Annotated in this window: 15 protein-coding genes; 7 read left to right on the top strand and 8 right to left on the bottom strand. The window is 68.0% G+C overall.

The features are described 5' to 3' along the window. Window positions 1-41: 41 nt before the first annotated feature. Together AC4BEG_RS19840 and AC4BEG_RS19835 are read right to left on the bottom strand one after the other, a co-directional pair. Complete coding sequence (locus AC4BEG_RS19840; RefSeq protein WP_490701088.1) at window positions 42-689, bottom strand: L,D-transpeptidase; 648 nt, start codon at window positions 687-689, stop codon at window positions 42-44. Between the two features lie 234 nt (window positions 690-923). Next, window positions 924-1,277: a hypothetical protein gene (locus AC4BEG_RS19835; RefSeq protein WP_201870706.1), complete on the bottom strand. Its 354-nt coding sequence runs from the start codon at window positions 1,275-1,277 to the stop codon at window positions 924-926. Between the two features lie 357 nt (window positions 1,278-1,634). Between AC4BEG_RS19835 and AC4BEG_RS19830 the strand changes: the two genes are divergently transcribed. The 3 genes from AC4BEG_RS19830 (at window position 1,635) to AC4BEG_RS19820 (ending at window position 4,703) form a co-directional block, all read left to right on the top strand. After that, window positions 1,635-2,699: a C40 family peptidase gene (locus AC4BEG_RS19830; RefSeq protein ID WP_490701087.1), complete on the top strand. Its 1,065-nt coding sequence runs from the start codon at window positions 1,635-1,637 to the stop codon at window positions 2,697-2,699. A gap of 60 nt (window positions 2,700-2,759) precedes the next feature. Further along, window positions 2,760-3,728 (top strand): homoserine dehydrogenase, encoded by a 969-nt coding sequence (locus AC4BEG_RS19825; protein WP_490701086.1) that lies wholly within the window; start codon window positions 2,760-2,762, stop codon window positions 3,726-3,728. Window positions 3,729-3,872: 144 nt separating this feature from the next. Further along, complete coding sequence (locus AC4BEG_RS19820) at window positions 3,873-4,703, top strand: SAM-dependent methyltransferase (RefSeq protein ID WP_490701085.1); 831 nt, start codon at window positions 3,873-3,875, stop codon at window positions 4,701-4,703. Here AC4BEG_RS19820 and AC4BEG_RS19815 read toward each other — a convergent pair. From AC4BEG_RS19815 to AC4BEG_RS19805, 3 genes are read right to left on the bottom strand one after another with little or no spacing between them, the layout of a single operon-like run. Continuing rightward, window positions 4,690-4,989, bottom strand: coding sequence for a DUF397 domain-containing protein (locus AC4BEG_RS19815; RefSeq protein WP_490701084.1), 300 nt, complete (start codon window positions 4,987-4,989; stop codon window positions 4,690-4,692). The genes AC4BEG_RS19820 and AC4BEG_RS19815 overlap by 14 nt on opposite strands. Further along, window positions 4,986-5,807 carry a helix-turn-helix domain-containing protein gene (locus tag AC4BEG_RS19810; RefSeq protein WP_490701083.1) on the bottom strand — a complete coding sequence of 274 codons (822 nt, stop codon included), beginning with the start codon at window positions 5,805-5,807 and terminating at the stop codon, window positions 4,986-4,988. The genes AC4BEG_RS19815 and AC4BEG_RS19810 overlap by 4 nt, the downstream gene beginning before the upstream one ends. A 16-nt stretch (window positions 5,808-5,823) precedes the next feature. After that, the gene (locus tag AC4BEG_RS19805; RefSeq protein ID WP_490701082.1) at window positions 5,824-7,020 is read right to left on the bottom strand and encodes an NsdA family TPR-like regulatory protein; all 1,197 of its coding nucleotides are present in this window, start codon (window positions 7,018-7,020) and stop codon (window positions 5,824-5,826) included. On the opposite strand from AC4BEG_RS19805, the gene AC4BEG_RS19800 reads away from it, so the two are divergent. The 3 genes from AC4BEG_RS19800 (at window position 7,019) to AC4BEG_RS19790 (ending at window position 8,123) form a co-directional block, all read left to right on the top strand. After that, entirely contained in the window at window positions 7,019-7,336 is a 318-nt protein-coding gene (locus AC4BEG_RS19800; RefSeq protein WP_490701081.1) for a hypothetical protein, read from the top strand. The two genes, AC4BEG_RS19805 and AC4BEG_RS19800, sit on opposite strands and share 2 nt — an antisense overlap. Before the next feature lie 89 nt (window positions 7,337-7,425). Beyond that, a complete protein-coding gene (locus tag AC4BEG_RS19795; protein ID WP_490701080.1) occupies window positions 7,426-7,608 on the top strand; it encodes a hypothetical protein in 183 nt (60 codons plus the stop codon). Between the two features lie 197 nt (window positions 7,609-7,805). Next, window positions 7,806-8,123, top strand: a complete 318-nt coding sequence (locus tag AC4BEG_RS19790; RefSeq protein WP_490701079.1) for a hypothetical protein — start codon at window positions 7,806-7,808, stop codon at window positions 8,121-8,123. A 951-nt stretch (window positions 8,124-9,074) separates the two neighbouring features. Here the strand turns inward: AC4BEG_RS19790 and AC4BEG_RS19785 are convergent. Together AC4BEG_RS19785 and AC4BEG_RS19780 are read right to left on the bottom strand one after the other, a co-directional pair. Then, entirely contained in the window at window positions 9,075-9,779 is a 705-nt protein-coding gene (locus AC4BEG_RS19785) for a recombinase zinc ribbon domain-containing protein (protein ID WP_490701078.1), read from the bottom strand. Beyond that, window positions 9,755-10,702, bottom strand: coding sequence for a recombinase family protein (locus AC4BEG_RS19780; protein WP_490701077.1), 948 nt, complete (start codon window positions 10,700-10,702; stop codon window positions 9,755-9,757). The genes AC4BEG_RS19785 and AC4BEG_RS19780 overlap by 25 nt, the downstream gene beginning before the upstream one ends. Before the next feature lie 158 nt (window positions 10,703-10,860). Between AC4BEG_RS19780 and AC4BEG_RS19775 the strand changes: the two genes are divergently transcribed. After that, complete coding sequence (locus AC4BEG_RS19775; protein WP_490707134.1) at window positions 10,861-11,322, top strand: ATP-binding protein; 462 nt, start codon at window positions 10,861-10,863, stop codon at window positions 11,320-11,322. Here AC4BEG_RS19775 and AC4BEG_RS19770 read toward each other — a convergent pair. Further along, complete coding sequence (locus AC4BEG_RS19770; protein WP_490701076.1) at window positions 11,300-11,950, bottom strand: TetR/AcrR family transcriptional regulator; 651 nt, start codon at window positions 11,948-11,950, stop codon at window positions 11,300-11,302. The genes AC4BEG_RS19775 and AC4BEG_RS19770 overlap by 23 nt on opposite strands. Window positions 11,951-12,026 lie beyond the last annotated feature (76 nt).

Genomic DNA, 12,026 nt, shown 5'->3' with positions numbered 1-12,026 from the left:
CGGGGGCGCGTGGCCGTACGCCGAGCGCGGGCCGCAGGCCGTTACGTGCCGGGCTTGCGGCCGTAGACGTAGACGTCGTCGCCGTTCCTCAGCAGGCTCCAGTACTTCTTGGCGTCGCCCTTACGCATGTTGACGCAGCCATGGGAGCCGGGCGGGGACCACACACTCCCCGCGATCGAGTGGAACGCCTGACCGCCGTCGAAGAACTGGCTGTACGGCATGGCGACGTCGTAGATCGTCGACCAGTGGTCGATGTCCCGCCAGTAGATCTTCTTCAGACCCGTCCGGGTCTCATAGCGGTCACGCCCCGTGCGCACCGGCACCGGTCCGTAGACCAGCCGGGAGCCGTCCTGGACCCAGCTCAGCTGGCGGGTGAGGTCAACGCAGGCGATCCGGCCCCTGTTGGTGGGGCACCTCCCCGCCGCGTTGGGGTTGTGGCCCGCCGCCCGCTGCGCGTTCTTCAGGCTCATCACCCCCCAGGTGATGGGCCCGGCATAGCCGATGGTCGGGCTGATGCCGTTGTTGATCTGGAACTTCTGGATCGCCAGGCAGTCGGTGCGCGACTGCCGTCCGTCCACCGGGCGGCCGAGGAACTTCTCGACCTTCTTCTGATACGGCCCGGCGCTCGTCGTACACGACGGTGCGGCCTGAGCCGGGGTGGCGAGGGCGACCGCGAGCGGCATCACCATCCCCGCCAGACCCAGCGCGACTCCCGTACGCCGTATCCGCCTGGTCCCGAACCGCCTGAAAAACCCTGGGCCCTTGTCGCTCGTGAGCCCTCTGTGCGCCCCCACTACCCCCATTACCCGCTCCCTCCGGCCGTCTTGTGCTCTTAAGACAGCTCGCGAGTGCAAAGGGTTGCGCACGAATTGATATGCGGTATCAAGCCGTTATTGATCGAAGTGGGCGGCGACCGGGGAAGATCAGGTCCACAGCACGGCGATGAAGATGTTCACGGTGGTGAGGGCACCGACCGCCCCGAACGCGGCCGACTCCACCTTCTCCTCGTCCCGCTTCACATAGACCAGGCACAGCACCACGATCAACAGCGCCAGCTTGACCCCGATCTTGATGTTGTTGACGGCGCCGCCGTCGGCCTGGTTGAGGCCGACCAGTGCCACTCCGGTCACCAGCATGGTCAGCGCCCCGTGCAGCATTCCGGGGGTCATCCGTGCGGTGCCCGCACTCATCTGCTTCATCTGGGAGAGAAATCCGCCCAGCAGCGCGGCTATACCGACGATGTGCAAACCGACAAAGGCATTGATGAGGACGTCCATACGCACGGACACTAGCGCCGCACATAGCACCACCTTTCACCTGGGTGGGCCCTGATCCCGGCTTCGGTCACGGCCACCACGCAGTGCCACCCACCCCGCACGTCCCGTGATCAGCCCATGGCACAGGAACGACGAAATGCGTCCATTCCCGTGCATCACCCCGCACCGCCCCCGTCCCCCGGCCTAGCTTCCTCCTCCAGATGGCAGTCCGCCTCCCGTCAACGGAGGGTCCCCGCCTCTTGGGTGGGCTGCCATCTCCCGGTCCCCGACAGACCAGCACCACCCGCTCAGCCAGGACTACCCACCCAGCCAGGACCACCAGCACCACCCACTCAGCCAGGAAGGTGTACCGCCGCCGTGGCGTCGCACAGGAAGTCGCGCAGCAAGCCCAAACGCTCGCTCGTCAGCAGCACCGCCCGGACGGCCGCGCTCCTCGCCCTCACCGGCGCCGCCTCCGCGACCACCCTCGAGGGCACCGGGCACGCCGACCCCCATCTCACCACCGCTCAGGTGAAGGCCAGGGTCGACCGGTACCAACAGGAGGCCGAAGAGGCCACCGAGAAGTACAACGGCGCCCGGGAGAAGGCCGACACGGCCCGCCGCGCACTGGGTGAACTCCGCGACGAGGCCGCCCGCAGAACCGCCCGGCTGAATACCGCGCGCAACACCCTCGGCGCGTACGCCACCGCCCAGTACCGGGCCGGTACCGTCGCCCCCACCCTCCAGCTCGCGCTGTCCTCCTCCCCCGACGAATACCTCCAGCGGGCCTCGCTCGCGGAGCGCGCGGCCGGGCGCCAGGCCGTCACCATCAGCGGCATCACCCGCCAGCAGAAGGCGCTGCGCCAGGTACGCACCGCGGCGGCCGACCGGCTGGCCGAACTGCGCGCCTCGCAGGAGGCGCTCTCCCGCCACAAACAGGCCATCGAGAAGAAACTCGCCGCCGCCGACCGGCTCCTGGACCGGCTGACCGCGGAGCAGCGCCACCGCCTCCGGGCCCAGGCCCACGAGCCCAGCACTGAGGCCACCCAAGCCGGCCACACAGCCCCGGCCCCCGCCGCCACCACCGCCACCACCGGCCGGGCCGCCCGCGCCATCGCCTTCGCCTACGGGGCCCTCGGCAAGCCGTACGTCTGGGGCGCCACCGGTCCCCACGGCTACGACTGCTCCGGACTCACCCAGGCCGCCTGGAGCGCCGCCGGGGTCTCACTGCCGCGCACCACCTACACCCAGATCAACGCGGGCCACCGGATCAGCCGCTCCCAACTGACCCCCGGCGACCTCGTCTTCTTCTATTCGGGCATCAGTCACGTCGGGATCTACATCGGCAACGGCCGCATGATCCACGCCCCTCACCCCGGCGCCCCGGTCCGCGTGGCCCCCATCGACCAGATGCCCTTCGCGGGCGCAACCCGCCCCGCGTAGCGCAGCGCCCCGGCGTGGGCTGCGGAAACGCGGCCGGTGGAGACTGGGGCCATGTGTGCCATGTCCTCTGAAGCCCCGGTGGTGCTGTCGGGTTACGGCCCGGTGGGCCGGGCCTATGCCGACCGCCTCCTGAACGCGTCCGGCGACACCCCGCTGCGGCTCGCCGCCGTCCGTACCAGCGCGGCCGAGCGCCCCGCGCCCCGGCTGGCGCCGGGCCCGCTGCCGCCGCTCGCCGAAACCCTGGAGCGTACGGGGGCGGTGGTGCTGGCGCAGGCGGTGCCGTCCTCTCCGGCGGTGCGTGAGCAGGCCGCCGCCGACGCGCTGCTCGCACTGCGCCGCGGGGTCCATGTCGTCTCCGCCACCAAGAGCCATCTGCTCAGCCACTGGGCCGAGTTGGGCCGAGCGGCGGCCGAGGGCGGCGCCCTGATCCGTATCTCGGGCGCCACCGGTGCCGCGCTGCCCGCCGCGGACATGGCCAGGACCGGGGTACGCGGCCTCGGTTGCCGTACGCTCCGCGCCTGCCCCACCGGCACCGCCACATTCGTCCTGGACCGCCTGGCCGCCGGGGACACCTTCCCCGCCGCCGTCGCCGAGGCCCGGCGCCGCGGTATCGCCGAGGCCGATCCGTCGGCCGACCTCTCCGGCGCGGACGCCGCCACCAAGGCCCGGCTGCTGGCAGCCCTGTTGTGGGGCTGGGACGCGGCGGCCGTCCGGACGGACCTCGACGGCGCGGTGATCGACGACGGTACGACAGAGGCGGCCCGCGTGGCCACCGAACGGGGCCACCGGGTGCGCGCCGTCGCGACCGCCTCGGCCGGGGAACCCCTCCTGGTCCGGGTCCGGCTGGAGGAGACCGTCCCCGGTGACCCGCTCCACGCCCTCCGGGGTCCGGAGAAGGCCGTGGTCTACGGCTGTGAGGCGGGTGACATCACGGTGAGCGGCGGGGCCTCCAGCCCTCTGGGGGCGGCCCTCGCCATGGTCAAGGACACCCTTGACGTCGCTGTGCCGAAGGGCTTCGGCTTCGGCTGATCCACCTGCGCGGCCGGCGCCTTTGGGAACGCAAGGACCCCGCCGCGACGGAAGGGCTCTTACGATGGTCAACGACCGGACAACGTAAGCAAGTTGTTCAGAGGCTGATGATTGGGGCGAACGAAGATGTCGGGCACGAACTGGATGTCATCAAAGTCGGAGTTCGCCCAGCCCCCGGTCGATCTGCGGACGGACATCCCCCACTCCGCCCGCGTCTATGACTACCTCATCGGCGGCAAGACCAACTACGCCCCCGACCGCGCCGCGGGCGACGCCTCGGCACGGGCCTGTCGCAGCCTCCCGATCTCCATGAAACAGACCCGGATCTTCATGCACCGGGTGACGCGTTACCTCGCCCGGGAACACGGCATCCGCCAGTTCCTGGACATCGGCACCGGTATCCCCACCTCGCCGAACCTCCACGAGGTCGCCCAAGAAGTGGCCCCCGAGGCGCGGGTGGTGTACGTGGACAACGACCCCATCGTGCTCACCCACGCCCGCCATCTCATGACCAGCACGCCGGAGGGCCGGACCGAATACATCGACGCGGACATCCGCAACGTCGACTCCATCCTCGGATCCCGGCAACTCCAGGAGGTCCTGGACCTCAAGCAGCCGGTCGCCCTGTCCCTCATCGCGATCATGCACTTCGTCCTCGACGAGGACGACCCCCAGGGGATCGTCCGCCGCCTGATGTCCGAGCTGGCTCCGGGAAGCTTCCTGGCCCTCACGATCTTCACCGGCGACTCCAACCCGGAGGGGGTCGCGGGGGTCGGCCGCGAGTACAACGAACGCGGTATCCCCCTCCAGATCCGCGACAAGGCGGAAACGGAACGGTTCTTCGAGGGCCTGGACCTGCTCGACCCCGGCATCACCCTCGTACACCACTGGCGCCCCGACGAGCGGGGCGCCAGTGAGGGCGTACGTGACGCGGACGTCTCGATGTACGGCGGCGTCGCCCTCAAACGCGACTGATGGCTATGAACTCGGCCCAGGCGGTGGGGGTGAGCGTCAGCTGAGGTCCGGACTCCTGCTTGGAGTCACGGACGTGGACGGTGTGGGGACAGGCGGCGACCTCTACGCAGGCGCCGCCTTCGCTGTTGCTGTGACTGGACTTGTGCCAGGAGGTGGCGACCTCGACGCAGTTGCCGCCCTGGGTGTCGCTGTAGCTGGACTTACGCCAGGACATGGCGACCTCGACGCAGGCGCCGCCGCCTGTGTCGCTGTAGCTGGACTTGAACCACACGAGTCCGTCGCTCATAGTTCCTCCGCCAACTTTCTGATGAAGTCCGACGAATCCTCAGGGCCGAGGGCCCGCCGAATGATCGTGGCATGCCGCTGCGTGACGATACTGACCTTCGCCGGGTCTGCGGACAACATGCCCGTCTCCTGAGCCTCCACGTAGGCGATGCGCTCGTGTTCCGCTGTCTCCAGCAGGACGAATGGCCCGTTAAGCCCGGGGTGAGCACCCCCGAGCCGCAGAACCTGGATGGTCACGTTCCGCCGCCCACCCATCTCCAGCAAGCGGTTCAACTGTCGAAGGTGGACATCCATCTCATCGACGGGGTAGCGCAGCGCCGCTTCCCCCATCACAAAGTTGAACGCCTTCGTCTGCTTGTCCAGCAGGGACTGGCGCTCCAACCGTGCCGCAAGTCGCTCATCGATCGTCTCGTCGTCCAGCACCGGAAGGTGTGCATGGAGCAATGCTTTGACCGTCTCCTCGGTCTGCAACAGACCCGGAATGAGCAAAGGTTCGTACCAGTTCAGCACGATCGCTTCGGCCTCGTACCGCATGAAATCCTGCGAATACGTCGGGAACTTCTCCGGCTTCAGATACTCATTCGCCGCGATCAACAACCCCCGCGCCCCAAACATCTGGTCCGCGACCTCAAGCACCCGCAAGGTCGGCTTCCGCCGCCCCTGCTCCATCGACTTGATGCTCTCGAACTCGTAGTTGGCCTCCTTCGCCAACTCCTCCCTCGTGACACCCGCCTGTGTGCGCCACATCTTGCAATGCTTCGGTGGATGTAGTTTCTGGCCACCCTCGGTGACCTGGCCGTTCGTCTCGGACTCGGCCACCGAGCGGGATGCGGTCCTACGCTTCCGGCAGGGACTGTGCCCCCGCCGCGATGTGCGCCACTTGGTCCCGGAACTCCCGGGTGATGGATTCGCGGGGGTATCGGTGATCAAGTTCATCGGCAAGTTCCCCGGCCACCGTCAGCAGGGATGGCAGGGACTTCCGGGGAGTCTCAAGGGCGCGTCCGGCGACAGTTACCGCTTCTTCCAGCTCGCCCGAGCGGGCGGCGGCGACACCGAGCGTGAGCCGGGCTTCCGCGACACGCATAGGCGAGACTTCGGTACCGTCCGGGCCCGTTCCCAGGCGTACGACTTCATCAGCATGAACGGCCGCGCGCTCGTCATTGCCGAGTAGGCGATACGCGTCCATCTCGTAGAAGTCCCACTTATCGGGGTCGATCACGAAGTGGTGCTCGCGGTGCTCCGGTCGGGGCAACCGTTCGAGGCGGGCACGTCCGGCGTCGAGCATGGCGCGGACCTGACGGGCGTCTCCCATGCGGGCATACGCCTTGGCGCCCTGGGCGTAGAGCTGCACGCCGATGCTGTGTGTCGAGTCGGCCTGGTGCCCGGCGTTGACGCAGTCGATTCCCTCTGAGTAACGCCCTTGGGTCAGCGCGAACCATGCACCGAGTTCCCACGACCATGCCGTGATCTCGCCGTGCCCGGCCTCCTGACCGATGCGCAGAGCGGCGGCGCGGCTCAGTTCTGCGGCCGGGCGCTGCCCCATGTCGTATTCGAGGCATCCGCCGAGAAGGAACAACCAGCCCGCCGACACGAGGAGTTCACGGTGCTGGGACAGGGTTGTGCGGCCTTGCAGCATGTCGGTGACATGACGGATACCCGCGCGCGTCTGGTGGTGGAGTTGATCGGCTGGCATGTAGGGGTAGGCGCGACACAACTGGTCGATCGCTTGGGCGATCGTGTCAAGGTCTGTCGGTCCCACATCGGTAGCGTGCGTGCGGCGTGCCAATTCTGCGACCTCCCACAGCGCGGGCTCTGGGGTCAGCATGCCCGACATGGCGGGGTGCCTCAACGCTGGGGTGGTGGCGTTCGGGGCGGAAGGCGCTTCCCATGGGCGGGGAGCTAAGCCGATCATCCCGCCGGGAATGCGCAAGGCATCCGCAATCTGTGGACACCGGCCTTGTCCGGCCCTACGTGGTGGCCCACGAGAGGCGGCACGGGAGCCACCGTGCGCAGGCGGTGGCGAGGTGAGCATGCGTCCCCGATTGCTGCCATGGCCGAGCCCGGCCGGGAAGCGGTGTTACCTCGTCTCGGACGAGGACGGGAGTAGTCATCTGTCCAAGCTGGCCGATGAGATGGAAGAGGTTCAGCTCAAGGTCGGCTCCGGACTCCTCGGCCACGCGGGCGAGATGCTCGCAGATCACAAGGTCGGCCAAGAGGAACTGCGGTTCCTTGTCAAGTGCCTGTCTGAGGCACTGCGTGATGCTCTCCGGGTTGCGGAGAGTCGTGGCAGGCGTCTGCCGGTGTCCGACGACGATGGATCGGCTGGAGCGAGTGAGGTGGACGAGTGAGCCCGGATCGGCGGTTCTCGTCCGGGTGGCGGCTCGAGGCCACCCGGGCGGGACTACGCGTGCGGCGTGATCTAGACGGGTGTCTCACGGTGCCATTCGGGATCGTCCGGCTGGGCAAGCATGTGGCACTCGCTCCGCTGGTGCTGTCCGTGGATGAGGCGGAACAGCTCCACGCGGGCCTGTGCTTCGCCCTCGCTCCGGAGACTCCGCCGGTGGATGCCCCCGAGTGCCGGAAGACAATCCGCTATCCCAGTGGGCGACAGCGGTACTGAGCCCTTCAGAACCGCACAGTCACAACACCCAGATACAACGCCGGACCACCCCCGCGCCTGGAAGCAAGTGGGGTGGTCCGGCTGGGGATCATGACGAACCCCGGTGCCGATGGTACCGGGGTCGTCGTCGTGTTTTCGTTCGACGCGGCCCGTGATGTTCAGTGTCAGGCGGCTTGCGAAGAAAGGGACTTGGGACGATGTGCGGCCCTGGGGACGACGGGTTCGACTGTGACGCGGCAGACCTGGACGCGGGGATGTGGGTGCGCGCAGTGGACTACATGAGCGGCTGGCGCGACGCGAGACAGTCCGCGGCCGAGCTGGACGACGCGCTACGGCTCGTCGGAGTGGACACGACTGGGGCACGACTGCGGGCCTCTGCCGGAACAGACGGGACGGGGGTGGTGCGGCTGGAGTTGTCGGCCGCGACGGCGCGTGAGATAGCGATGCTGGCGCGAGTGACGGCGGCTGGGCTGGGCAGAGCGGGGTGGCCGGTGGCGGGTCGCGCGGTGCCGTAAAGGTGCAGGTGGGCACCGCCGCCGGCCGTAGAGGCTTTGGGCGGGAGCTGCCACGGGGCGAGAGAACAGGGGCCTTACGCTGGCCCGGCGAATCGGGCGGGTCTGTGGACCTGCCCGCGTTTGCGACCGATCGGCCCCCTGTTCTTAGAGGCTCGCCCCGTGGTGGCTGCGTAAAGCCTCGGAGGCCGTCGGCCCCAGCCACAACGCCCCCAGCCCCGACGGCGGTCGGCCGTCTCCTGCGCACTCATCGCGCGATGGCGTGCGGGCGGTGGCCGCCCGACGGGACCGGCGGCCACGCCGCAGCCCGGAGAGGCGGCCGGACCGCCCGGCGCGCCGAATGGCGCGCCCTTGAGTAAGTGAAGACAAGTTTCGACACTTCGCCGGATGCCTGGCGATCGGTCGTCGGCAGCGGCGGGACCGGCTGGCCTCGCAGAGGTGTCATGACCTTCGGAGGGGGCGACCTCGATGGCTGCCCGGCGGGCCGGATGCGGGCCGTTCCTCCCGGCGTGGGTGTCGGTCCTGCCTGGGACCATGTAAGGACCAAAGACTAGCGCTCTGACCAGGGCGTCTATCGGAAAACGAACGAGAGGGGCACACATGATCGCCCGCTTGGATCCATCGGCCTACACACCCTGGAGGGTGCCCAATAACCGGCGACAACACGCCCACCCGCGCCTCCACCGAATCGTCCCTGCCCTCTGCCGGGCCGGAGAGAGACGGTCATGCGGGACAGGAAGCGAGCGACGCATCCGGCGCTTACGCGGCCCCTGCGGCCCCCTCAGACGATGCCGACGACTGGGCATGGGCCAGAGAGCACGCGCGGAAGGCTCCGAAGTGGTCTGACCGGAAGTGGCGGCGCATGAACGCGGCCATGCGGATCAACGTCTCGGAACGTGGGACCCCACGCTCTCGTCCACGCGCCTCGTGACGGGCCCTTGGCTGGCCCCGCTGTCACTCCTCGTCGGCGTACAGCGGGACCAGCCTGTCACGCAGCGGAATCCGCTTCCCCTTACCAGAAGGCAGGACAACAATGGCAGTGAAGGCGCGCTCTACGTAGGCGCGTTTCTCCGCAAGCGTGATATCAGCCCGGCTCCATTCTTTCGCCATCTCAATGGGCTTGCCCTGGGTGGCAAGCGACTTGCGTTGCCACGCGTTGCGGTTCTTGGTGAGTTGCTGCTCTTCGGCCTCGTATTCGGCGAGATCCTTGTAATAACGCTGTGCACTGATGAGTCGGTCTTTACGGGCCTGCCTCAGTTCCGCGATGTCCTCACCGATGTTCACTAGCTTCTGCTCGTCGGGCCAGACCTCCGGGGTCGTCACCGCCTCACGACTTGCCGCCTCTTCCTCGTGCTTGGCGATGACCAGCTTTCTCACCAGCTCATCGGCCTCGGGGCCGGGGATGAGTACGCCCCCGCACCCCCGCCCGGTCGCCTTCCCCGGGCACATGTAATAGAAGTAGCCCTCCGGCTTCTTCTTGGCCGGTGATGCTTTCATGGCCCGAAGTTTCGTACCGCAATCGTCCTTGCCACAGCGCAACGTGCCCGTCAGAAGGTAGGTGCGGGCATTGTGTCCCTGCCCTCTCATGGGCACCTCTTCGAAAATCGCCATGAGGGCCTGCCACTCGGAGGGGCTCAGTATTGCCTGCTGCTGCCCCACGACCGGGTTTCCCTTGTCGTCGTGGACGATGGCCGTGTGCCTGCTCTGCGTGCCTGTCTCCGCATCGACCTCGATGCAGTGCGCGAACGGTAACCGCAGATACGAGGGTTACTCAGCACCTTCCTGAGGATCTGCACGTTCCACTTCTTGCCGTTCGCCGTGATGACTCCCTCTCGGTTCCACTCGGACACGACCGCGTATCGGGGCGCACCCTCGATCAGACGGCGTGCCGCGTCGCGTAGGAACTTGGCCTCCTCCGGGTGGAGCGTGCGGCGGTCTTCCTGCCATCCGAAGGGGCGCGGCCCGCCCCCGGGGATTCCCTCTTGCTGCATGGCCTTGTGCTTCCGCTTTACTCGTCGGGCAGTGTCGGCCGACTGCTTGTTGGCCATCGCGACGATGACCCGCGCCATGGCGCGGCCGTTGTCCGTCAGGAGATCCAGCGTGCCGGTGATGTCGATGATCGGCCGGTGGTAGTGCTCCACGATCTCGATGGCGTCTTCGAGGTGTCGGGCATCACGGGTCAGGCGGTCGATGTCGTACACGATCAAGCCGTCGATGCGCTCCCCGTTGGGCGCCCGCCCCCTCTTGAGGTCCTCCAACGCCCCTTCGAAGACCGGCCGGATGACGCGGTGCACCACCCGCCCGTCAGGCAGGCGCACCGGCCTGCGCTTCCATGCGGAGGTGTCCGGTTCGGTATAGGTGTAGACGTATCGGCCCCCGCGCTCCGTGACGAACTCGCGGTTGTCCTTCTCCTGCTCGGCAGTGCTCTTGATGTCGCGTCCAGTTATGAACCGCGATGCGGCACCCTGGCCGTCCGCCTCTAACGGCTCGCCCTCCGCTTCCTCAGTCGAAAGCCGGGTCAGACCAGCCCAGTTCATGCCGTCCAGCTTGCCCCACTGCGCTCGTTGCACCAGTTCGCTCATGCGGGCGAAACTACATCCGCGAACTCACTGATTGAGCTGATTTCCGCAGTACCGCCAGGACATCGGCGGCTGGGAACTCCCTTCCATGACGGTCACCTACCTGGCCCTCCCTCCCTGAGTCACTTCACGTACGCGCACGCTCCGTACCTGCGTCGTTACTGCGCGAGCCTACGCCTGGCCAGCAGCATTCCGGCCATGAATGCCCCAACCCCCCACCTCCGAGGGACATCGAATGGCGTCTGCCCCGCCACCCCCGCAGCGTCGGTCGCGCCCGGACGCTCCTCCGCGAACAGGCGCGTTCCTGGAACCTCCCCAAGGAGCGGGCGGAGACGGCCGTACTCCTCCTCAGCGAGCTGATGACGAACGCGTGCAAACACGCCCGCGTCTCCCTAGGCCGGGAGCTCCGCGCACGCTGCGTAGTGGGTGACGAGAAGCTGCGGGTGGAGGTGTCGGACGCCAGCGACGTGATGCCTCAACCCCGACAGGCCCGGCCCGAGGACGAGTCGGGGCGCGGACTGGCGCTGCTCACCGCACTGGCGGACGGCTGGGACGCCGAGCCGCGCGCCTGCGGCATCGGCAAGACGGTGTGGTTCGAACTCAAGTTGCTCGAGGGGGCGTGAACGCGGTCGCGAGACCGTTCTCCAACAGCTCGAAGGCGCGCTCGGCGTCGCGGACCGCGTCCAGGTAGCGCGCGTCGGCGCTCTGACCGGAGGACACGCACGCGAAGTTGTCCTTGGACAGCGTCCACTGGACGGCGATGAGCTGGGCGGCGGCCACGTGGGCGACGAGGTCCGACACCTCCGTGGTGTCGCGCAGGGCCTTCGCGAGGGCTTGTTCACTGCCCACCTTGAAGCGCTGCATGCGGTCGACCAGGGTCGGGGTCTCGAAGATCAGCCCGGTCAGCGCGCGGACCGCGGGATGGTCGCAGAGACCGGTGATGGGGTCGCGGCGGCGCAGCCCGTCGAGGAAGTGCGCGCGGAGGGCGCCCGGCGGGGTGGTGTGCGGCGGACGTTCCCGCACCACCCGGGCGGGTTCGGTCTCGTGGTCGGCCAGGCGGTGCACCACGAGGTCTTCCTTGGCCGCGAAGTACGCGAAGAGCGTGCGCTTGGAGACCTCGGCGGCCTCGGCGATCTGGGCCACGGAGACCTCGGCGAAGCCGTGCTCCAGGAAGAGGGCGATCGCCGCTTCGGAGATCGCCGTACGGGTTCGCTGCTTCTTGCGCTCACGCAGTCCGGGCTGGTCGGTCACGGTGTCGACGATATCAGGTGCACTGCACTTGGTAGATTTCTGCACCTGGTATACATTCCTACTGAGTGAAGCGAAC

The sequence above is a fragment of the Streptomyces sp. JLBJ103 genome (genome assembly GCF_058215575.1).
This window is presented reverse-complemented; position numbering and strand designations above follow the sequence as displayed.